The sequence below is a fragment of the Amycolatopsis sp. NPDC098790 genome (genome assembly GCF_044759945.1).
Classification (GTDB): domain Bacteria; phylum Actinomycetota; class Actinomycetes; order Mycobacteriales; family Pseudonocardiaceae; genus Amycolatopsis.
Window position 1 is genome coordinate 1,650,360 of the sequence record NZ_JBIWAI010000001.1, and the last position, 21,432, is coordinate 1,671,791.

A 21,432-nucleotide genomic window follows, 5' to 3' on the forward strand; every position below is an offset into this window, starting at 1 on the left:
GGGAGGAAACATGTACACCGCTGTCGACGGCGCGCGCGTCCCGATCCGGATGTGGGCGGACCCCGCGTCGGTCGAAGACCAGGCCATGCGGCAGCTGCAGAACGTCGCCAACCTGCCGTGGGTGCACGGTCTCGCCGTGATGCCCGACGTGCACTACGGCAAGGGCGCCACGGTCGGCAGCGTCATCGCCATGCGCGACGCCGTTTCGCCCGCCGCCGTCGGGGTCGACATCGGGTGCGGGATGAGCGCCGTCCGGACGTCGCTCACCGCCGCCGACCTGCCCGACGACCTCGGGAAGCTGCGCCGCCGGATCGAAAGCGCCGTGCCCGTGGGCTTCGGGCTGCACAAGACGCCCGTGAACCCCGCGAAGGTGCACGGCGTCGGCGGCTGGGACGCGTTCTGGAAGGGCTTCGGCCAGTTGCACGAGGGCGTCCAGGAGCTGCACGACCGGGCCGCGCGGCAGATCGGGAGCCTCGGCGGCGGGAACCACTTCATCGAGGTCTGCCTCGAGCAGGGTGGCGCCGACTCCGGGCGCGTCTGGCTGATGCTGCACTCGGGTTCGCGCAACATCGGCAAGGAGCTCGCCGAGCGGCACATGGCGGTCGCGCGGAAGCTGCCGCACAACGCCGACCTGCCCGACCGCGACCTCGCGGTGTTCGTCGCGGGCACGCCCGAGATGGCGGCGTACCGGCGCGACCTGTTCTGGGCGCAGGACTACGCGGCGCGCAACCGCGCGACGATGGTCGCGCTGGTGAAGCTGGCGCTCGCCGAGGTGGTGCCCGGCACCACCTTCGACGACGCGATCTCGTGCCACCACAACTACGTCGCGGAGGAGACCTACGACGGCGTCGAGCTGCTCGTCACCCGGAAGGGCGCGATCCGCGCCGGATCGGGTGACCTCGGGATCATCCCGGGCAGCATGGGGACCGGTTCGTACATCGTCCGCGGGCTCGGGAACACCGCGTCCTTCGAGTCGGCGTCGCACGGCGCCGGCCGCCGGATGTCGCGCAACAAGGCCAAGAAGCTGTTCACGGCCGACGACCTCGCGGCGCAGACGGCGGGCGTCGAGTGCCGCAAGGACTCGGGGGTCGTCGACGAGATCCCGGCCGCGTACAAGGACATCGAAACGGTGATCCAGGCCCAGACGGACCTGGTCGAGGTCGTGGCGCACCTCAAGCAGGTGGTCTGCGTCAAGGGCTGAGCGGTACCTTGGCGCCATGACGAGGGGTGGAACGACGGCCGCGCTGCTGGCCGGTGCCGCACTGCTGCTGAGCGGGTGCGCGGAGGTCAGCAACGCGGTCGACCAGGGGTCGAAGACCGTCGACAAGGTGGGCGTCTGCACCGAGGCCCTCGGGCTCGCGGACCTGAACCCGCTGGTCGACCCGGAGAAGCTCAAGGCGCGGGCCGCGGACAAGGAGAAGCGGCTGCGCGAGCTGGCGTCGGACGTCCAGGACCAGGACGTCAAGAACGCGCTGCTCGGCATGGCCGGGTCGTACGTCGAGGTGCAGAAGGAACGCATCGAAGACGCCGGCGTGGTGGCTCAGTGGGTCCAGCGCAACGTCAAGAAGCTCGACGCCCTCCGCGCCGCCTGCGGCTGACCCGCGAAAGCCGAGCTTTCACGTGAAAGCTCGGCCCCCAGGTGGGAGCTTTCACGTGAAAGCTCCGGCCGGCTAGCTCTCGGCCAGTGCCGGGACCGGCTCCGCGGCCGGTTCCGGTGCTCGCCGGTGCAGCAGGCCGGCCGCCGCGATCACCAGGCCGCCGAGCCCGGCCGCCGCGAAGCCCCACGCCGCGTTCGAGTGGTCGATCGCGAAGCCGACCACCGGGCTGCCCAGGGCCAGCCCGAGCCGCGTCGACGCGTCCTGCAGCCCCATCGCCTCGCCGCGGACCTGCGGCGGCGCGATCCGGCTGACCGTCTCGGTGGTCGCCGCGAGCGTCGGCGCGCAGAGCAGGTTCGTCGGGATCAGCACCAGCATCAGCAGCCACCACGGCTGGTCGGCCAGCCCGACCGGCACCACGAGCAGCGCGAGCAGCAGCATCAGCACACCCTGCGGCAGCGACTTCTTCACCGCGCCGTGCACGATGCCGCCGATGATCGACGCCACGCACATCACCGCGATGACCAGCCCCGTCACGCCGATGTCGCCGTTCGCGCGCAGGGCCGCGAGCGTCGCCAGTTCGGTGCCGACGAGCACGAACAGCGTGCCGGCGGCGATCAGCAGCGTCGCCACGAGCCGGCCGGTCAGCCAGCTCCGCAGCGGCGGCCGGGTGGTGGACGCGCCCGGCTCGACCGACTCGCGGATCGGCGGGTCGATGAGCCAGATCAGGAACGCCGTGCCGCCGAACAGCGCGCCGAGCGCGCTGAGCGTGAAGGTCGGCGAGAGCGTGGTGATCGCCGCGATGCCGATCGCCGGACCGATCATGAACGTCGCTTCGACGGAGATCGTGTCGAGCGAGTAGGCCGCGCGGCGCTCTTCGACCGGGACGAGCGCGGCCAGGATCTGCCGCGCCAGCGAGCCCGCCGGCACCGAGAGCATCCCGGCCGGAACGGCGACCGCGGCGAGCGCCGCGTAGGGCAGGTGCGGCGCGGCGAACCAGAACACCGTCGTGCCGATCCCGCAGACGGCGACGATCGGACGCAGGCCGTAGCGGTCGAGGCAGCGGCCCAGCAGCGGCGCGCCGAGGGCCATGCCGAGGGTGATCCCGGCCCCGACCAGCCCGGCGGCGCCGTAGCCGCGGTTCAGGCCGGTGACGATGTACAGCGTCATCAGCACGCCGTTCATGGTCATCGGCAGCCGCGCCGCGAACATCAGCGCCATCGTCGACGGGACTCGGGGGACGGTCAGGACCCGGCGGTACGGCTGGAACGGCACCTCTCGATGAGAACTCAAGGTGGTACGCGCGTGCAAGTTATTTCCTGGTGGCGTTCACTACTTCTGAGAGTTACTGTCATTTGGTAGTCACTACCAATTGGGGGTCGCTATGACTCAACTCCAGCCACGCAGGTGGTGGGCGCTCGGGGCGCTCGCGGTGAGCCTGCTGACCGTCGGGCTCGACCTGACGGTGCTGAACGTCGCCGTGCCGACGCTCGCCGTCGACCTCGGCGCGACGACCACGCAGCTGCAGTGGTTCGGCAACGCGTACACGCTCGCGCTGGCCGCCCTGCTGCTGCCCGCGGGCCTGCTGGGTGACCGGTTCGGCCCGAAGAAGCTGCTGCTCGGCGCGCTCGCGCTGTTCGGGCTGGCCTCGCTGGCCTGCGCCTGCGCAAGCACGCCCGGCCAGCTGATCGCCGCCCGCGTCGTGCTCGGCGCCGGCGCGGCGTTCCTCATCCCGCTGTCGCTTTCGCTGCTCAACGTCCTGTTCCCGCCGGAGGAGCGGGCGAAGGCGCTGACGACGTGGGTCATGGCGACCTTCGTCGGCATCCCGCTCGGACCGCTGCTCGGCGGCTGGCTGCTCGACCACTACGCGTGGGGTTCGGTGTTCCTGATCAACGTCCCGCTGACCGTGGTCGGCCTGGTCGCGGTGCTGGTCCTGGTGCCGCTCACGCCCGGCTCCGGCCGGGGCGCGATCGACTTCACGGGCATCGCGCTGTCGGCGGCCGGGTTAGTGGCGCTGACGTACGGCTTCGTCCACGCGGGCGAGCACGGCTGGGCCGACCCGGTGACGTACGGCCTGATCGCGCTCGGCGTCGCGGTGCTCGCGGTGTTCGGCCGGACGCAGACCCGGACCGCCGCACCCCTGACCGACCTGGCGTTGTTCCGCGAGCCGCGGTTCGTCTGGGGCGCGGTGCTCGCGACGATGGCGTCGTTCGCGCTGATGGGCCTGCTGTTCGTGCTGCCGCAGCTGTTCCAGGCGGTGCAGGGCGCCGACGCGCTGCAGACCGGCGTGCGGCTGCTGCCGCTGATCGGCGGGATGCTGGTGTCGGCGAAGATCGCCGAACGGCTGGTCGCCGCGGTGGGCGTGCGGGTGGTCGTCACGGCGGGGTTCGCGCTGCTCGCGGCCGGGCTGGCGTGGGGTTCGGCGACGTCGCCGTCCGACGGCTACGGCGTCACCGTGGCCTGGGAAAGCGTCATCGGCCTGGGCACGGGGTGCACGCTGCCGCCGCTGATGTCGATGGCGATGGGCGCGCTCACCGAGGGGCGCGCGGGTGCCGGGTCGGCGCTGATCCAGGTGCTGCGCCAGGTCGGCGGCACGATCGGGGTGGCGGTGCTGGGCACGGTGCTCAACGGCGTCTACCGCGACGGCGTTTCCACGGGTGGCTTGCCGGCACCGGTGGCCGACGCGGTGCGCGGGAGCGCTTCGGGTGCGGTGGCCGTCGCGGAGAAGCTGCACCTGCCGTCGCTGGCCGACTCCGCTCGGGTGGCGTTCACCGACGGCATGGCGGCGACGCTGTGGGTGTGCGCCGGGCTGGGTGTCGTGGGTGCGCTGCTCGCGCTGCTGTTCCTGCCCGGGCGGGCGGGGCCGGAGGTGCGGCCGCGAGAATCGGAGCATGACGTCGTCGCCGGCTGAGCCCTCGGGGCTGCGTGAACGCAAGAAGGCCAAGACGCGCGCCGCGATCCAGCGGCACGCGTTGCGGTTGTTCCGGGAGCAGGGTTACGCGGCCACGACGGTCGACCAGATCGCGGCGGCGGCGGAGATCTCGCCCAGCACGTTCTTCCGCTACTTCCCGACGAAGGAAGAGACGGTGCTGTACGACCCGTTCGACCCGCTGCTGATCGCGGCGGCGCTGGCCCAGCCGGCGGAGCTGAGCCCGATCGGCGCGTTGCGCGCGACGGTGGACGTGATCCGCGACCAGCTGTCGGGCGAGGCGTGGGAGCAGGAGAGGCAGCGGCAGCTGCTGGTGTTCCGCGAGCCGGAGCTGCGCTTGGCGGTGATGGACAAGTTCGCCGAGGGGATCGACTTGCTGGCGGGGCTGGCGGCCGAGCGGACGGGCCGCGCGGCGGACGACTTCGAGGTGCGCAACTGGGCGGGCGCGGTGGTCGGGGTGGTGCTGGCGGCGTTCGTCGGTGCGGCGGCGGATCCGGAGATGGACACGTTGGCGGTGCTGGATCGGGCGGTGGCGCACCTCGAGGCGGGGTTGCCCCTCTGACGAGCGGCTCGGCGAAGCTGCCCGATTCACCTGTCCCGGCGCCGCGGCCAAACGTCTTGAATGAGTCATTCAGGACCTCCGAGGTCCTGAATGACTCATTCAAGACAACTCACCGGCGGCACGGGCAGCGGTGTTGCCGACGGTGCCGGCGCGGCAGCCGGTCGGGTTCGGGCGCCGGTGGTCTCGACGGCTCGCCGGCCGCCGAGGCACGCGCGCCGGTCGCCGGGAGCCCGCCCGCGCCGATCGGCCATTCGTGTCTCCCGCCGCCGGCCGCCTTCCTCGCGAAGCGCTTTCCCGGCACCCGATTCCGGAACCGATTTCGCATTTCCGCCCCCACCTCGGGCAACACCGTGTGGGTGGCGGTGCGAGCGTGGGGGACGACCCGTCTGGAGCAGTCGCGACACGCGCTCCGACGGAGTGATGAAGCCAAATGATCACCGTTTACACCCGGGTGAGTGACCCACCCGTTCCACAGTGGACATCGACTACCAGCAGTAACAGTAAGAATCGATCAGGATGATCTTCAGGGGGAAGGGCAAGCTTCCGACGTTAATCAATTGCGGGACAGTTCGCCTCAAACGCATCCGGCACGTAAGGGTTAGAAAACATCCCCAACCGGTGATCGGGTGGCCTATCTCCGATACGGGGGGTATCGATTTACCCCGTCAGGTCTCGACGCCAGGAGGTAGGAAATGAAAGGCAAGTTCGGGCGGTCCATCGCCCTGGTAGCCGCGAGCAGTCTGCTGGCGGTCGGAATGGCCGGGATCGCGTCGGCGAGCCCGGGCGGGGGCAAGGGTTCCTCCAGCACCCAGGCCCTCGCCGCGCAGGTGCTCCAGATGCGTGACGACCTGACCAAGGTGGCCTACGCGGGCAACGTCGGTGCCACGCGCGCCGACCTCGGTCAGCTCAGTCCCGTGCTCGCGGACATCGCCGCCGGGAAGCGCTACACGATCCAGACCGACACCGAGCAGCTCGCCGGCCTGGCCAAGGGCCGGGCGGACGAGTCCAGCCGGCTGCTGGCCGACCCGACGGCCAAGGCCCGCCAGCTGCCGCCGCTGCCGGTGCCGATCCCGGCGCTGCCGGACCTGCCGGGGCCGCTGAAGATCGTCAGCGACCTGGTGAAAGCCCTGCTCGCCGCGGTCACCGGCATCCTGGGCGGAATCCTCGGCGGCCTGCCCGTGCCGCCGCTGCCGGTGCCGCCATTGCCGGTTCCCGGCTCGTAGCGCCACCGAAAGGCCACCGGAAAACAGGGGGGACCCGGAGCCCGGCCGCGGACATTTCTCCGCGCCGGGCTCCGGGTTCGTCCCGTCAGGCGAAAGACAGACCCTGCCGCAACGCACCAGCCGTCTCGGCCAGCGCCTCGCGGAACCGCGTCCCCACGCCGGTGAAGTTGATGAACCCGTGGATCAGGTCCTCGTGCCGGCGCAACGCCACTTCGACCCCCGCGGCACGCAGCTTTTCCGCGTACGCCTCACCTTCGTCGCGCAGCGGGTCGAACCCCGCCGTGACGACCAGAGCCGGCGGCAGGCCGCTCAAGTCGTCCGCGCGCAACGGTGACAGCCGCGGGTCGGTCAAGTCGGTGCCTTGCGGGACGTAGTGGCCCTCGAACCACTTCATGTGCACATCGGTCAGGAACAGGTCCTCGGCGAACAGGTCCTGCGAGCGGTACCGCTGCGCGAAGTCCGTCGCCGGGTAGATGAGCAGCTGGAACGCCGGCGCCGGGCCGCCGCGCCGGACCGCCTGCTGCGCCGTGACCGCCGCGAGGTTGCCGCCCGCGCTGTCGCCGCCGACCGCGATCCGCGCCGGGTCGGCGCCGAGGTCGCTCGCCTTCGCCACCGCGTACTCGAACGCCGCGAGCGCGTCCTCCGTCGCCGACGGGAACGGGAACTCCGGCGCCAGCCGGTACTCGATCGACAGCACCCGCACCCCGGCGTGCTTGGCCAGGAACCGGACGGCGTTGTCGTGGCTCGCGCGCGTCCCGATCACCCAGCCGCCGCCGTGGAAGAACACCAGCAGCGGCGACTTCTCGGGCAGCCCGACCGGCGTGTACAGCGTCGCCGGCAAGTCGCCGTCCGGCGTCGGCACGGCGATCTCGCGCACGGAAACCGGTTCGATCGGCCGGCCGCTGACCAGGTGCCGCCCGACGTCGAGCAGGGCGCGCGACTGCTCCACCGACCCCCGCACCAGCTCGGCGCCGGCCACCTTCTGCAGCCGCAGCAGCAGCTGGGCGTCGAGCGCGAGGTCCTGGCCGTCGATGCGCACCGGACGTCCGGCGACCGCCCGCCGCAACGGCGTGGGCAGCCAGAACGCGAGCTGGGACGCGGCGGCCTGGGCACGGACCGGGAGCGGGATCGCCATCGTTGCCTCCTGGGGGTCGCCGGGCACGTTACTCGTCAGTAGGTAGCCGGTCCAGCTGTGACGCGGGCCTCGGTCCCAAACTCTGGATATCCACTTAAGTGGAGGGGTTAGCCTGAAAGACGTGACTTCAGCCAGGACGATCAACGTGCTCGGGATCGGCGGCTCTCTGCGGGAGGGCTCGCAGTCCGAACGCGCGCTGCAGATCGCGCTCGACGGCGCGGCGGAAGTCGGCGTCCGGACCCGCATGCTCTCCGGTCCGGAACTGGTGCTGCCGTTCTACGACGCCGGCGAGCCGGACCGCGACGAGCGCGCCACCACCCTCATCGAAGCCGTGCGGCAGGCCGACGGGCTCATCGTCGTGTCGCCGGGCTACCACGGCGCGCTGTCCGGCCTGGTCAAGAACGCCCTGGACTACGTCGAGGACCTGCGCGACGACCAGCGCCCCTACCTCGACGGCCGCGCCGTCGGGCTGGCCGCCGTCGCGTACGGCTGGCAGGCCGCGGTCACCACGCTCGAGCAGCTGCGCACGATCACGCACGCGCTGCGCGGCTGGGCCACCCCCCTGGGTGGTTCGATCAACTCGGCCGAGACCAAGTTCGACGAAGGCGGCGGCGCGTCGGACGAGAAGAGTGTCCGCACCCTTCGCCTGATCGGTCGGCAGGTCGCTGAGTTCGCGGTGACGCGGGCCGCATGACGTTTCGCCCGGTGGCCGCCGGGGGTAATCGATCCACGTGACGCCTGCCATGTGGGGGCACTGTTCCGCGGGTGCGGGATGTTGTGTCCAGTGAGACGCTCGTTGGGGAGCGTCCGGGACAGAAGGCAGGCTGAGCATGGGTCAGGCGATCTACACCGCGGTGGCGACGGCGCGCGGCGACGGCCGCAACGGCGAGGTGACCTCCTCCGACGGCGTCATCGACGAGTCGCTGGCCATCCCGAAGGAGATGGGTGGCCCGGGCGGGGACAAGACCAACCCCGAGCAGCTCTTCGCCGCCGGTTATTCGGCCTGCTTCCACAGCGCCCTGCAGCTGGTCGCGCGCCAGGCCAAGGTCCCGCTGAACGGCTCGACCGTGACGGCGGAGGTCAGCGTGCTCAAGCAGGACGTCGGCTTCGGCCTCGGCGTCGCGCTGAACGTCTCCCTGCCGGGTCTCGAGCAGGCCCAGGCCGACCAGCTGGTCGAGCAGGCCCACCAGGTGTGCCCGTACTCCAACGCGACCCGCGGCAACATCGAGGTCGCGCTCTCCGCCACTGTCTGAACCCGCTTGTGTAGAAGTCCGAGGAAAGGATCACCAGAGATGAGCAAGTCTCCGATCAAGAGCCCGCTTTCCGAGGCCGACAAGGAAATCACCGGTAACGCCCTGCAGGCGACGCTGGTCGACCTGGTCGACCTGTCCCTCATCGCGAAGCAGGCGCACTGGAACGTCGTCGGCTCGAACTTCCGCAGCGCGCACCTGCAGCTCGACGAGCTGGTGAACACCGCGCGGCAGTACGTCGACGAGGTCGCCGAGCGCGCCAACGCCATCGGCATCTCGCCGAACGGCAAGGCGAAGACCGTCGTCGAGAGCTCGGGCGTGCCCGAGTACCCCGACAACTGGCAGTCCGTGGAGTCCACGGTCGCCGCGATCGTCGACATCCTCGCCGCGCTCATCGAGCGGCTGCGCCAGCGCATCGACGAGACCGACAAGAGCGACCTCGTCACGCAGGACCTGCTGATCGAGATCACCCGCGCGCTGGAAGAGGCGCACTGGATGTGGCAGGCCCAGCAGGCTTGATTTTTCGCGCGAAAGGGGTCGTTCCGGACGGGACGGCCCCTTTCGCGTTGCCGGGCTCAGTACGTTCGGTGGCATGGTCTTGCATCAGGGGAAAGCCGACCGCCCGGACCGCGCCGGCGGCACGAACCCGCTTTACGCCGGGGCGAACCCGGCGCTGGCGGCGGGGTTCGTCATGCCGCACGACAAGCTGCGCGACGACCCGCTGCCGCCGGACTCCGCGCTGCAGCTGGTGCGCGACGAGCTGATGCTCGACGGCAACGCGCGGCTCAACCTCGCCACGTTCGTCACGACGTGGATGGAGCCGCAGGCACGCGAGCTGATGGCCGAGTGCGTCGACAAGAACATGATCGACAAGGACGAGTACCCGCAGACGGCCGAGCTGGAGCGCCGCTGCGTCAACATCCTCGCCGACCTGTGGCACGCGCCCGATCCCACGGACATCATGGGCTGCTCGACGACCGGCTCGTCGGAAGCCTGCATGCTCGCCGGGATGGCGTTGAAGCGGCGCTGGTCCAAGCTCGGGCGCACCGGCAAGCCGAACTTGGTGATGGGCGTGAACGTCCAGGTGTGCTGGGAGAAGTTCTGCGAGTACTGGGAGGTCGAGCCGCGGCTGGTGCCGATGGACGGCGACCGGTACCACCTCTCGGCCTCGGAGGCCGTCGCGCGGTGTGACGAGAACACGATCGGGGTGGTGGCGATCCTGGGCTCGACGTTCGACGGCAGCTACGAGCCGGTCGCGGAGATCGCCGCGGCTCTGGACGCGCTGGAGGCGCGGACGGGCTGGGACATCCCGGTGCACGTCGACGGCGCTTCGGGCGCGATGATCGCGCCGTTCCTCGACCCGGAGCTGGAGTGGGACTTCCGGCTGCCGCGGGTGGCGTCGATCAACACGTCGGGCCACAAGTACGGGCTCGTGTACCCGGGCGTCGGCTGGGTGGTGTGGCGCGACCAGGCCGCGCTGCCGTCGGAGCTGGTGTTCAACGTCAACTACCTCGGCGGCGACATGCCGACGTTCGCGTTGAACTTCTCGCGCCCGGGCGCCGAGGTCGCGGCCCAGTACTACACGTTCGTGCGGCTCGGCCGGGAAGGCTTCCGGGCGGTGCAGCAGGCTTCGCGGGACGTCGCCCTTCACTTGTCCGCCGGAATCGCCGGGCTCGGGCCCTTCTCGTTGCTGACCCGCGGGGACCAGCTGCCGGTGTTCGCGTTCACGACCCGCTCGGACGCGGGTTTCGACGTCTTCGACGTGTCACGGCGGCTGCGTGAGCGGGGCTGGCTGGTGCCGGCGTACACGTTCCCGGAGAACCGGACGGACCTGGCGGTGCTGCGGATCGTCGTCCGCAACGGCTTCACGCACGACCTGGCGGACCTGCTGCTGGCGGACCTCGCTCGGGTCCTGCCGGAGCTGGAGAAGGAGGGCGGCCGCCCGAAGGACCCCGCCAAGGCGACCGCCTTCCACCACTGACCTCGTGAGTGAGAAACAGTGTTCTAACACTGTTTCTCACTCACGACGGGGTCAGTGCCAGGACTTGGCGCGGGCGTACTGGTCCGGCCACGGCACGTCCGCGCCGAGCACGTTGGCCGCGCGCAGCGGCCAGTGCGGGTCTCGCAGCAGGGCGCGGGCCAGGAAGACGACGTCGGCCTGGTCGTTCCCGATGATCTCCTCGGCCTGGTGCGGATCGGTGATCATGCCGACGGCGCCGGTCGGGAGGCCGGCTTCGGCGCGGATCCGCTCGGCGAACGGGACCTGGTAACCCGGGCCGAGCGGGATGTCCGGGTGCGGGGTGTTGCCGCCGGTCGAGGTGTCGATCAGGTCGATCCCGCGCTCGGCCAGCAGCTTCGCCAGGCGGACGGAGTCGTCGAGCGTCCAGCCGCCGTCGGTCCAGTCGGTGGCGCTCAGGCGGGCGAAGAGGGGAACGTTGGTCGTCGCGCGCACGGCGTCCGCGATCTCCAGCGCGAGCCGGGTGCGGCCCTCGAAGTCGCCGCCGTAGCGGTCGGTGCGGGTGTTCGACAGCGGCGACAGGAACTGGTGGACGAGGTAGCCGTGCGCGAAGTGCAGTTCGAGCACGTCGAAGCCGGCGTCGACCGCTCGACGGGCCGCCTCCGCGAACGCTTCCGGCAGGGCTGCCACCTCGTCCGTGGTCAGCTCGCGCGGGGTCGCGTACTGGCCGAACGCCGTCGCGGACGGGCCGACGCTCTCCCAGCCGCCCTCGTCCGGCGAGACGCTGCCGGGGCCTTCCCACGGCCGATGCGCCGAGCCCTTCCGGCCGGCGTGGCCGAGCTGCATGCCGATGGCGGTGCCCTGCCCGTGCACGAAGTCCACGATCCGGCGCCAGGCTTCGGCCTGGGCGTCGTTCCAGATGCCGGTGTCCTGCGGGCTGATCCGGCCTTCGGGCGTGACGGCGGTGGCCTCGGTCATGACGAGCCCGGCGCCACCGGTGGCGAACTGGCCGAGGTGCACGAGGTGCCAGTCACCGGGGACGCCCTCGGTGGCGGAGTACTGGCACATCGGCGACACCCAGGCGCGGTTCGGCAGGGTCAGGCCGCGGACGGTGATCGGGCTGAAGAGTCGGCTCACCTACGGATCAACGACACGTGCCGGTGGTCTCTTCCCGTCGCCACCACCCGGTACCGGCGGGTAACGTCGACCACATGGGTGTCGCTGCTGACGAACGCCAGGCCTTGAGCTCCCTCCTCGACGAACTCGGGCCCGACGCGCCCACCCTGTGCGCAGGGTGGACCACGCGGGACCTCGCCGCGCACCTCGTCGTGCGCGAACACCGGCCCGATGCCGCTCCCGGGATCGTCGTGCCCGCGCTCGCCGGGTACACGCAAAAAGTCCAGGACCGCTACGCCGCCAAGCCCTGGGGCACCCTCGTCGAGCAGGTGCGGAAGGGGCCGGCGAAGTTCTGGCCCACCGCCGTCGGCCCGCTCGACGAGCTGACCAACACCGCCGAGTTCCTCGTCCACCACGAAGACGTCCGGCGCGCGCAGCCCGGCTGGGAACCCCGGCCGGCCGACCCCACCCGGGACGCCGCCGCCTGGAAGTCCGCGCGGCAGGCCGCCAAGCTCAACCTCCGCAAGGCGCCCGTCGGCGTCACCCTCCGCACGAAGGACGGCCGCGAGGCCGCCGTCAAGACCGGGCCCGACCCCGTCACCGTCGTCGGCGAGCCCGTCGACCTGCTGCTGTTCGTGTTCGGCCGCGACGCCGTCGCTCTCGAATTCGAAGGCGACGCGGCCGCCGTCACGAAGCTGCGCTCGGTGAACCGGGGGCTTTAGGCTGCGCGTCATGCCGATGATCAGCGTTGCCATGTTCCCCGGCCGCACCCCCGCCCAGAAGAGCGCACTGGTCAGGGAGCTGACCGACGCCTTCATCCGCACCTGCGGCGGCAAGCCCGAGGGCGTCCAGGTGACGCTCGTCGAGATCGGCGCCGACCACTGGGCCACCGGCGGGGTCCTGCACTCCGAACGCTGACGGGTCAGCGCAGGCCGAGCGCCCGCAGCGCGAAGTGGACCTCGATCGACGTCTGCTTGATCGTCTCCGCGATCACCAGTGAGCCGTGGCCCGCGTCGTAGCGGTAGAACTCGTGGTGCAGCTCGCGGCCGCCGAGCCGGTCGAGGTAGTTCTCGATCTGGCGGATCGGGCAGCGCGGGTCGTTGTCGCCGGCCAGCACGAGCACCGGCGCCGTCACCGCGTCGACGTACGTGAGTGGCGAGCACTCCCGGTACACCGCCGGCACGTCCTCCGGCGAGCCGCCGAACAACGCCCGGTCGAACGAGCGCAGCTGCTCCATCTCGTCCTCGTACGCCGCGACGTAGTCCGCCACCGGCACCCCGGCGACGCCCGCCGCCCACCGCGTCGGCTGCGTGCCGAGCGCGAGCAGCGACAGGTAACCACCCCACGAAGCGCCGTTCACGACGCACTTGGCCGGGTCGCTCAGTCCACTTTGGACGGCCCAGTCGTGCACCGCGGCGACGTCCTCCAGCTCGGTCAGCCCGGGACGGCCCTCGATGGCGTCGCGCCACGCCGAGCCGTAGCCGGTCGAACCGCGGTAGTTGACCTCGACGACCGCGAACCCGGCGTCGAGCCAGGTCGCCCGATAGGCCGAGAAGCGGTCTTCGTCGGCCGCGTGCGGGCCGCCGTGCAGGGAAAACACCGTCGGCAGCGGGCCTTCCGGCGCGTCCGACGGCCGCGAGACCAGCGCGTGGATCCGCCCGCCGACGCCTTCGACGAACGCGTCGGTCACCGGCTCCGACCCCGGCGCGCGCTCGCCCGGCGGCTCGAGCAGCACCGAGTCGGCGCCGTCGGCGGTGCGCGCCCGGACCGCGGCCGGCTCGGCGGCGCTGGACCACGAGTACTCGACCGTCCCGTCCGGACGGACGCCCGCCCCGCCGATCCGGCCGGCCGGGGTGTCCACAGAGGACAGCTCGGCCGAGTCGAGGTCGTAGCGGTACAAGGAACTCCGGCCTTCGTGGAAGTGGACGACGAGCAAGGCACGCGCGTCCGGGTACCAGCCGGCGACGACCTCGCCGGGCAGGTCCAGCTCGATCTCCGTCTCGGTGTCCTCTCGGACGTCCCAGACCAGCAGCTCCTCGCGGCCCCGGCGCTCGTGCAGCACCAGCAGGCGCTGGTCGCCGGCCAGCGGCGAGAACTCGAGAGCGGTCAGGCCCTTGCCTTCGCCGTCCCACTTGTCGGCCACCGCGGCGAACCCGCCGGTGGCGAGCACCCGCAGGGCGGGGTGGCGCGAGTCGCCGTGCTCGGAGTGGGAGATCGCGATCAGGCTCTCGTCGCGGGAGAGCGACGCGATGCCGGCGTCGTCCGCGTGGCTGTAGAAGCGGTGCGTCTCGCCGCCGATCCGGGCGAACAGCTCGCTGCCGTCGTCGGTCGAGACGCCGACCGCGACGAGGTTCGCGCCGATCTCGAGGCCGGCGGGGTAGCCGTCGTGGACGTCCGGCACGGCCTTTTCGGGCTCGCTGCCCTCGGTCGCGGCGAAGGGCTCGCGCACCCACGAGCCGAACTCGTCGCCGTCGGTGTCGTCGAACCACCAGATCTGCTCGCCGTCCGGGGACGGCGTCGCGTGCAGGGTGCCGTTCGGCCGGTCGGTGACGCGGCGGTGTTCGCCGGTCGCGCGGTTCCAGGCGTAGACCTCCCAGACACCGCTGGAGTTGGAGACGTAGATGTTGGCGTCGGGGGCGTCGCGGGCCCACTCGGGGCTCGAGATGCGCGGCGCGTGGAAGCGGGCGCGCCAGCGGTTCTCGGCTTCGGCGTCGTCGAACAGCCGGTCCGGGACCACCGCGGGCGGGTATTGGTTCGCTGACTGCGTGCTCACCCCTCGATCCTGCCACCTTCTGGCCGTACTGTGTGCGGGGTGCTGGAGGGTTACGCGCCGGGCTACGGGCGAGACGCAGTTTCGATGATGTCCGCGCGCACGGCGGCGGAGCGCGCAACGTTCGCCCAGCCGCTGTTCGGACCGGGGACGTGGGTGGTCGACCTCGGCTGCGGCCCGGGCTCGATCACCGTGGGTCTCGCGGCGGAATCCCGGGTGACGGGCGTCGACGTCGACGCGGATCAGATCGCGCAGGCCCGCGCCGCCGCGCGCCGAGCCGGACGGTCCACAGTGGACTACCTGGTGGCGTCGGCGTACGACCTGCCCTTCGCTTCCGAGAGCGTGGACGTCGCTTTCTCGCACGCGTTGTTCGAGCACCTGTCGCGTCCCTTGGACGCGCTGGCGGAACTGCGTCGCGTGCTGAAGCCGGGCGGCAGGCTGGCCTTGTCCACATCGGACTGGAGCAAGGCGCGCCTGCGCCCGAAGACGGCGAACGTCGACGCCGCGTTGAGGGGGCACTACCTGCTGCGCCGCCAGGCGGGCGGCAACCCGTTCGCGGGCCGGGTGATCGCCGACCAGTGCGCGGAGGCGGGGTTCACGGAGGTCGTGTCGAGAGCCCGCTACCGCTCGGACATGAGCTACCGGGACCTGGCGAGGTACGTCGAGACGCGGCTGGAAGCGGCGCTCAAGGAAGAGGGCCGCGATCGCGACCAGCTGGCGAGCGCGGCGCGTTCGGCGTGGGTGTGGACCCGCGGCGGCGACGGCGACTTCAGCCAGTGCTGGGTCGAGGTGACGGCGACCCGCTAGCCGAGACGCGCGGGGGTCCGGGGGCGAAGCCGCCCGGCGGGGTTTGGGGTTCGACCCCAAAAAACACCGAGAGGGCCAGCGCGGTTGGCGTTTTCCGCCAACACACCGGCCCTCTCGGCGCTCTCGTCGGGGTGGCGGGATTCGAACCCACGACCTCCTCGACCCGAACGAGGCACGCTACCAAGCTGCGCCACACCCCGAGGTACTGCTTAACGGGTCGTGGAGAAGTCTAGCGGACCGTGTCTCGGGCTTTTCGGGGGGCCGACTTACGCGACTTCGGCGACCCCGACCCGCGCGGGACCAGGGTCAACAAGCTGGCTTCCGGCGGGCACGCGAACCGCGCCGGCGCCCACGGCGACGTCCCCAAGCCGGCCGAGACGTGCAGCCACATGTGCGCGCCCCACCGGGACACACCCCGGGCGCGACTGCGATCCAGCTCACAGTTCGTGACCAGGGCGCCGTAACCCGGGAGCCGGAGCTGGCCGCCGTGGGTGTGGCCCGCCAGGACCAGGTCGTAACCGTCCGTGGCGAACGTGTCCAGGACCCGCGGTTCCGGCGAGTGCGTCACGCCGATGCGGACCGCGGCGCCGCTGTCGGCCGGGCCCGCGATGTCGGTGTAGCGGTCACGGCGCAGGTGGGGGTCGTCGACGCCGGCCGCGAACACCGCCTGGCCGCCGACGTCGATCGTGCGGCGGACGTGCGTCAGGTCGGTCCAGCCGTGCTCGACGAACGCCGCGCGCAGGTCGCGCCACGGCAGCTGGACGCCGTGGATACGCTTCTTCTTGCCCTTCGGCATCAGGTACCGGGCCGGGTTCTTGGGCTTCGGCGCGTAGTAGTCGTTGCTGCCGAAGACGAACAGCCCGGGCCGGTCGAGCAGCGGGCCCAGCGCGCGCAGCACGGACGGGACCGCCGTCCGGTGCGACAGGTTGTCGCCGGTGTTGACGACGAGGTCGGGGTTCAGCTCGTCGAGCGCGGCGACCCAGCGCTGCTTGCTGCGGTGGCCCGGCAGCATGTGCAGGTCCGAGACGTGCAGGATCGTGAAGGGCCGCGACCCGGGCGCCAGCACCGGGAGCTCCGCGGTGCGCAGGGTCCAGTGGCGCCGTTCGATGCCGACGGCGTAACCGAGGGTCGCGACGCCAAGCGCCACCGTCCCCGCGGCGAGGCGCTTCGCGGTGGCCCCCGACGTGCTTGTGTTACTGAGCGTGCTCACGAAGTCCAGGATACGTGCTCAACGGTTGGGTGAACTCGCCGCCGTTCCGGGGAACCTGCCGCTTAGCATTTGCGTCGGCCCGACAAGGGACGAAGAGCCGGGGGGCTTGGGGAGAACGATGGAGCAGTTCGGGCCGTACCGGATCGAAGGCCTGCTCGGCCGCGGCGGCATGGGCGAGGTCCACCGGGCCTACGACACCGCGCACGACCGCGTCGTCGCGCTGAAGCTGTTGTCCGATCCGTTCGTCGCGGACGAGGCCTTCCGCGCGCGGTTCCGCCGCGAGTCGCAGATCGTCGCGCGGCTGCGCGAGCCGCACGTGATCCCGATCCACGCCTACGGCGAGATCGACGGCCGCCTGTACCTCGACATGCGGCTCGTCGAAGGCAAGGACCTCAAGGACGTGCTCCAGGAGGGCCCGCTCGAGCCCGCGCGGGCCGCCGGGATCGTCGACCAGGTCGCGGGCGCGCTCGACGCCGCCCACGAGGACGGCCTGGTGCACCGGGACGTCAAGCCGTCCAACGTGCTGGTGACGAGCGCGGACTTCGTGTACCTGGTGGACTTCGGCATCGCGCGGTCGATGACGGCCGAGGGGACGTCGATCACCGGCACCGGCAACGTGATCGGCACGCTCGACTACATGGCGCCCGAACGCTTCGGGGACGCGCCGATCACCGGGCTCGTCGACGTCTACGCGCTCGCGTGCGTGTTCTTCGAGTGCCTGACCGGGCGGCGCCCGTTCCCGGCGGAGGGCGCGGCCGCGCAGATGGGCGCGCACCTGAACGCGCCGCCGCCGGTGCCGTCGCGGGAGCGGCCGGGGGTGCCGCCGGCCTTGGACGCCGTGGTGGCGCGCGGGATGGCCAAGAACCCGGCCGACCGGTACCCGACGGCCCGGGCGTTCGCCGAGGCCGTCCGGACGGCCCTCGCGGCGCCGGCCACCCCGCACCCGACGTGGCAGAAGACCCTGCCGGGCCCGGTGACCCCGCTCGCCACCCCGGCCGCGCTGCCGCCGACGCTGGCCGCCCCGCCGCCGACCCTGGCCGCGCCGCCGCCCACCTTCGCGGGGCCGGTGTCGCAGCAGCACGCGGTGTCCGCGCCGATGACCCCGCCGCGGCCGATGCCCGCGCAGACCGGGCCGTACACGGGCCCGCGGAGCGTCCCGCCGCCGTTCACCGGGCCGTCGGGCAAGATCGCCCCGGCCGCGGGCGGGCCGCCGAAGTCCCAGCGGAACCGGTGGATCGCGTTGTGCGCCGCGCTGGCGGGTGTGGTGGTGGTCGCGCTGGTGATCACGTACGTGGTGACCAAGGGCGGGACGACCCAGATGGGCGGCCCGGGCCCGACGCCGCCGGTGACGGTCACGGACTCCCCGCCGCCGTCGCCGAAGCCCGAGACGACGTCGGAGACACCACCGTCCACTTCGGAATCGAAACCGGCCCGCGACACCAAGCTGTACGAGTCGATTCCGGCGGTGTACAAGCAATACACGTGCGAAGACGCGGAGCCGCCGCCCGGTGTGGCCGCGGCGGTCCAGTGCGGTGACTCGAACGTCGGGGACGTCAAGGCGGGCAACGTGGTGTTCCCGCAGCCGACGGGCGCGAAGTTCCTGCGGTTCGCCGACGCGGCGGCGATGGACAAGTGGTTCCAGGACATCGTGAAGACCCAGGGCCTCACCCGCAACGACGCCCAAGGCGCGTGCCGGCCGATGAAGTTCCCGAAGATCTGGGGCACGTACTACCGGGCCGAGACGCGCGCGCCGGTGCCCGGCGACTACCTGACGTGTTTCCTGGGCGACCCGGCCCAGCTCGTCTGGACGGACTCGAAGAAGCTGATGGGCGGGGTCCTGCTGTCCACGAAGGTCACGAACAACGACCAGCTGGACCAGCTGTACTACTGGTGGAACATGGAAATCCTGTCCGACATGCCCGGCGGGAGCTGACCGGGTTCAGCCGGTGAGCTTGACGACTTCGTCGAGCCCGGGGACGAAGAACACGTCCGAAGGGCACGGGCGGTCGACGAGGAGGATCGGAGCGGAGCCGGCGTCGCTGCTGACGTAGGACAGGCACAGCCGGATCCGGTGTTCCTGGTTCATGGATTGCCACGGTTCGTCGAACTGGGTCCGCAATTCGAACCCGGGGCTGTTGACGACCGCGTCCGCCGGATGCGGCGGTGACAGGTACCGTGCGGCGTTCTTCGCCGCCACCGCCGGATCGGCGTTCTTCACCGCGGGATCGGAGTTCATTTCCAGAAGTATCGATTTCGCCGAACTCACGGCGTTGTCGATCGCGTGCGCTCGCGCTTGTTTCGCGGCCGCCTCACTGGAGTATTGGCAAGCCACGGGGACGGCGAGCACGGCCAACGCGACCACGGCGGCGGCGATCGGGGCGCGTTTCACCTCTCCAAGTTAGCGGAACGAGCCGTTCACCAGTTCCCGATCGCGCCGACGAGAACGGGGCGGGAGATCGCGCGTCTCCCGCCCCGTTTTCGTTCGTGCTAGCGGGCGCCGCCGCCCATGTACCGCGGATCGGGTTGGGGCAACGGCAACACCGGCTGGCTCGCGTCCAGGATGTTCTTCATCGCGCCGAACCACGTCCTCGCCGGGGCCTTGCCACCGAAGATGTTGCCGGTGGGACAGACCCGGACCGTTCCCGGTGCGTTGCCGTCGCAGATGCCGCCCTGGCCGCCGCCGAACTTGAACGTCATCGCCGCTCCCGCCAGCTGCGGGGTGCCGCCGACGAACGTCGCCGAGACGTTGCCCTGGGTCGTGCCCGTCTTACCGATGATCGGGCGGTCCCACTTCACCGCGCTCGCCGCGCCGGCCGACGTGCCGCCGGTCTGGTCGTCCTTGCTCATGCCGACCGCGAGGGTGTTCGCCAGCCCCTCCGGCACCGCCTGCTCGCACGGCGCTTCCTTGACCGGAACGGGCTTGCCGTTGCGGTCCGTCACGCCGGCGATCGGCGTCGGCGGGCACCAGACGCCGCCCGAGAGGATCGTCGCCGCCACGTTGCCCAGCTCCAGACCGCTCAGCGGGCTGAAGCCCAGGGTGAACGCGCCGAACCCGGGGTTGTTGCCGCGCGGGCCGTAGTACTCGGCCTGGCTCAGCCGCTTCGCCTCCGACTCGGCCTTCGGGTCCACGGTGCCGCCGCCGATGTTGCTCGCCATCGTGTCGCGCATGCCGAGCCGCCGGGCCATGTCGATGCCCGGCGCGGTGCTGCCGAGCCGGTCTTCGAGCTCGACGAACGCGGTGTTCGGCGACGTCGCGAGCGCCGTCTGCAGGTTCGCGCCCTGGGCGATCCGGCTGTAGTCGCCGGCGTTGCCGACGCAGTACCAGTTCGAGTTGGCGGGCGGCCCGGTCTTCGGACAGGTCTTCGCGCCACCGGTGAACACGTGGGACACGTAGGTGTCCGGCACCTGGACCGGTGAGTAGATCCCCGCCACGCCCTTTTCGAGCGCCGCGGCCGAGGTGAAGATCTTGTACGTCGACCCCGCGCCACCGGTGTTGTAGACGCCGGTCGGCAGCGCGTACGTCGTCTGGCCGGCTTCCTGGTCCTGGCCGTAGTCGCGGTTGGCCGCCAGCGCGACCACCTCGTGCCGGTCCTTGCCCGGTCTGATCAGCGACAACGTGTTCGCCACGTACTTCTGGGTCTTGCCGACCTGCGTCTCCGCCGAGACCTTCGCCTCGTGGTTGGCGCGCTCGTCCAGCGTGCTCTTGATCGTGTAGCCGCCGGTATAGAGCTGGTCCTTGGTCATCCCGCCCGCCTTGAGCAGGTAGTCCTCGACGTACTGGCAGAAGAACCCGGACTCCGGGCCCGCGCCGATGCAGTTGGCCGGCGGCTTCGCCGGGAAGTCCGGCACCACGCCCAGCGGCTCGGCCTTGAAGCGGTCGGCGTCGGCCTTGGCCAGCTTCTTGTTCTCCACCATCCGGTCGAGCACCAGGTTGCGGCGCGCGGTCGCCTTGTCCGCGTGCTTCCACGGGTCGTTGTTGATCGGGTTGTTCACCAGCCCGGCCAGCAGCGCGGCCTGCGGCACGGTGAGCTTCTCCGGCGTCGTGTTGAAGTACGCGTGCGCGGCGGCGCCGACCCCGTAGATCTGCCGGGAGAACTCGACGATGTTGAGGTAGCCGGCGAGGATCTGCTGCTTGGTCAGCTTCGTCTCGAGCTGGATCGCGATCCGCGCTTCCTTCAGCTTGCGGGCGATCGACTGCTCCTGGGCCTTCTTCTGGCCGACCTCGTCGTTCCGGTAGACGACGTTGATGAGGTAGTTCTTCACGTACTGCTGGGTCAGCGTCGAGGCGCCCTGCGTGTCGGCGCCCGTGCTGTTGCTGACGGCCGCGCGCAGCGTGCCCTGCCAGTCGACGCCGTGGTGGTCGTAGAACCGCTTGTCCTCGACCGAGACCAGCGCCCACTTCATGGCCTCGTTGATCTGGTTCTCGTTGATCGGCAGCCGGTACTGGTCGTACAGGGTCGCGATCGGCTTCCCGGTGCTGTCGGTGACCGTCGTCACCAGGGGCGGCGGGATGTCGGCGAGGTCCGACGAAGTCTTCTCCACCGTCTCGCTGGCCTGGTTGGACATGACACCGGCAGCCCCCACGACGGGGAAGAGCATGCCGGCGACGAGCACCCCCGCGAGCAGACAGAGGCCGATGAGCTTGAACAAACCATCCGCTTTTCGCACGAGGGCCAGGCTACCCGGGGCGGGTCGGGTGCCGGTGACGCCGTGTCTCCGACGGTGTGAATTCAGTGACAAAACCGACCCCCTTCGGTGACATCTGGTAACGGAAGGCATCCTGGGTCTCGACGGGGGGAACCGAGGGCCCCTACAGTCCGTCAACGTCTCACGAAGACAAGCCGACGGATGGATCAACGCGGGTGGGAGCTCGCCTGG

General features: G+C 71.0%; 20 protein-coding genes and 1 tRNA gene. 13 read left to right on the plus strand and 8 right to left on the minus strand.

Translation table 11 applies throughout. The features are described 5' to 3' along the window. The first annotated feature begins 10 nt into the window (after window positions 1-10). Together ACIQWX_RS08280 and ACIQWX_RS08285 are read left to right on the plus strand one after the other, a co-directional pair. Entirely contained in the window at window positions 11-1,201 is a 1,191-nt protein-coding gene (locus ACIQWX_RS08280) for an RtcB family protein (protein WP_400867243.1), read from the plus strand. Between the two features lie 16 nt (window positions 1,202-1,217). Then, on the plus strand, window positions 1,218-1,598 hold the full coding sequence (locus ACIQWX_RS08285; RefSeq protein ID WP_400867245.1) for a hypothetical protein: 381 nt from the start codon (window positions 1,218-1,220) through the stop codon (window positions 1,596-1,598). A 72-nt stretch (window positions 1,599-1,670) separates the two neighbouring features. On the opposite strand, the gene ACIQWX_RS08290 is transcribed toward ACIQWX_RS08285, so the two are convergent. After that, on the minus strand, window positions 1,671-2,807 hold the full coding sequence (locus ACIQWX_RS08290) for an MFS transporter (protein ID WP_400869454.1): 1,137 nt from the start codon (window positions 2,805-2,807) through the stop codon (window positions 1,671-1,673). A gap of 172 nt (window positions 2,808-2,979) precedes the next feature. On the opposite strand from ACIQWX_RS08290, the gene ACIQWX_RS08295 reads away from it, so the two are divergent. The 3 genes from ACIQWX_RS08295 (at window position 2,980) to ACIQWX_RS08305 (ending at window position 6,309) form a co-directional block, all read left to right on the plus strand. Then, window positions 2,980-4,506: a DHA2 family efflux MFS transporter permease subunit gene (locus tag ACIQWX_RS08295; protein ID WP_400867247.1), complete on the plus strand. Its 1,527-nt coding sequence runs from the start codon at window positions 2,980-2,982 to the stop codon at window positions 4,504-4,506. Further along, a complete protein-coding gene (locus ACIQWX_RS08300; protein ID WP_400867250.1) occupies window positions 4,487-5,086 on the plus strand; it encodes a TetR family transcriptional regulator in 600 nt (199 codons plus the stop codon). The genes ACIQWX_RS08295 and ACIQWX_RS08300 overlap by 20 nt, the downstream gene beginning before the upstream one ends. Before the next feature lie 692 nt (window positions 5,087-5,778). Continuing rightward, window positions 5,779-6,309 (plus strand): hypothetical protein, encoded by a 531-nt coding sequence (locus ACIQWX_RS08305; RefSeq protein WP_400867252.1) that lies wholly within the window; start codon window positions 5,779-5,781, stop codon window positions 6,307-6,309. An 85-nt stretch (window positions 6,310-6,394) separates the two neighbouring features. Here the strand turns inward: ACIQWX_RS08305 and ACIQWX_RS08310 are convergent, their stop codons facing one another. Beyond that, window positions 6,395-7,444, minus strand: coding sequence for an alpha/beta hydrolase (locus tag ACIQWX_RS08310; RefSeq protein ID WP_400867254.1), 1,050 nt, complete (start codon window positions 7,442-7,444; stop codon window positions 6,395-6,397). Window positions 7,445-7,589: 145 nt separating this feature from the next. Here ACIQWX_RS08310 and ACIQWX_RS08315 point away from each other — a divergent pair, with 145 nt between their 5' ends. From ACIQWX_RS08315 to ACIQWX_RS08330, 4 genes are all read left to right on the plus strand, one after another. Further along, the gene (locus ACIQWX_RS08315; RefSeq protein WP_400869456.1) at window positions 7,590-8,138 is read left to right on the plus strand and encodes an NADPH-dependent FMN reductase; all 549 of its coding nucleotides are present in this window, start codon (window positions 7,590-7,592) and stop codon (window positions 8,136-8,138) included. Window positions 8,139-8,274: 136 nt separating this feature from the next. Next, window positions 8,275-8,697, plus strand: coding sequence for an organic hydroperoxide resistance protein (locus ACIQWX_RS08320; protein WP_400867256.1), 423 nt, complete (start codon window positions 8,275-8,277; stop codon window positions 8,695-8,697). Window positions 8,698-8,736: 39 nt separating this feature from the next. Beyond that, window positions 8,737-9,213, plus strand: coding sequence for a Dps family protein (locus ACIQWX_RS08325; protein WP_176174268.1), 477 nt, complete (start codon window positions 8,737-8,739; stop codon window positions 9,211-9,213). Between the two features lie 73 nt (window positions 9,214-9,286). Next, window positions 9,287-10,675 (plus strand): glutamate decarboxylase, encoded by a 1,389-nt coding sequence (locus ACIQWX_RS08330; protein ID WP_400867258.1) that lies wholly within the window; start codon window positions 9,287-9,289, stop codon window positions 10,673-10,675. A 51-nt stretch (window positions 10,676-10,726) separates the two neighbouring features. Here the strand turns inward: ACIQWX_RS08330 and ACIQWX_RS08335 are convergent, their stop codons facing one another. Continuing rightward, window positions 10,727-11,788 (minus strand): NADH:flavin oxidoreductase/NADH oxidase, encoded by a 1,062-nt coding sequence (locus ACIQWX_RS08335; protein ID WP_400867260.1) that lies wholly within the window; start codon window positions 11,786-11,788, stop codon window positions 10,727-10,729. 74 nt (window positions 11,789-11,862) lie between these two features. Between ACIQWX_RS08335 and ACIQWX_RS08340 the strand changes: the two genes are divergently transcribed. Then, window positions 11,863-12,489: a TIGR03085 family metal-binding protein gene (locus ACIQWX_RS08340; RefSeq protein WP_400867262.1), complete on the plus strand. Its 627-nt coding sequence runs from the start codon at window positions 11,863-11,865 to the stop codon at window positions 12,487-12,489. A gap of 10 nt (window positions 12,490-12,499) precedes the next feature. Then, a complete protein-coding gene (locus ACIQWX_RS08345) occupies window positions 12,500-12,685 on the plus strand; it encodes a tautomerase family protein (protein ID WP_176174273.1) in 186 nt (61 codons plus the stop codon). A 4-nt stretch (window positions 12,686-12,689) separates the two neighbouring features. Here the strand turns inward: ACIQWX_RS08345 and ACIQWX_RS08350 are convergent, their stop codons facing one another. Beyond that, a complete protein-coding gene (locus tag ACIQWX_RS08350; RefSeq protein ID WP_400867264.1) occupies window positions 12,690-14,540 on the minus strand; it encodes a prolyl oligopeptidase family serine peptidase in 1,851 nt (616 codons plus the stop codon). Window positions 14,541-14,579: 39 nt separating this feature from the next. Between ACIQWX_RS08350 and ACIQWX_RS08355 the strand changes: the two genes are divergently transcribed. After that, window positions 14,580-15,344, plus strand: a complete 765-nt coding sequence (locus ACIQWX_RS08355) for a methyltransferase domain-containing protein (RefSeq protein WP_400867266.1) — start codon at window positions 14,580-14,582, stop codon at window positions 15,342-15,344. A 126-nt stretch (window positions 15,345-15,470) separates the two neighbouring features. Here the strand turns inward: ACIQWX_RS08355 and ACIQWX_RS08360 are convergent. Together ACIQWX_RS08360 and ACIQWX_RS08365 are read right to left on the minus strand one after the other, a co-directional pair. Further along, a tRNA-Pro gene (locus ACIQWX_RS08360) sits at window positions 15,471-15,544 on the minus strand. A 29-nt stretch (window positions 15,545-15,573) separates the two neighbouring features. Further along, window positions 15,574-16,554, minus strand: coding sequence for a metallophosphoesterase (locus ACIQWX_RS08365; protein WP_400867268.1), 981 nt, complete (start codon window positions 16,552-16,554; stop codon window positions 15,574-15,576). A 118-nt stretch (window positions 16,555-16,672) separates the two neighbouring features. On the opposite strand from ACIQWX_RS08365, the gene ACIQWX_RS08370 reads away from it, so the two are divergent. Beyond that, window positions 16,673-18,487 carry a protein kinase gene (locus ACIQWX_RS08370; protein WP_400867270.1) on the plus strand — a complete coding sequence of 605 codons (1,815 nt, stop codon included), beginning with the start codon at window positions 16,673-16,675 and terminating at the stop codon, window positions 18,485-18,487. Between the two features lie 6 nt (window positions 18,488-18,493). Here the strand turns inward: ACIQWX_RS08370 and ACIQWX_RS08375 are convergent, their stop codons facing one another. Beyond that, complete coding sequence (locus ACIQWX_RS08375) at window positions 18,494-18,907, minus strand: hypothetical protein (protein ID WP_400867272.1); 414 nt, start codon at window positions 18,905-18,907, stop codon at window positions 18,494-18,496. 134 nt (window positions 18,908-19,041) lie between these two features. Then, a complete protein-coding gene (locus ACIQWX_RS08380) occupies window positions 19,042-21,222 on the minus strand; it encodes a transglycosylase domain-containing protein (RefSeq protein WP_400867274.1) in 2,181 nt (726 codons plus the stop codon). Window positions 21,223-21,432 lie beyond the last annotated feature (210 nt).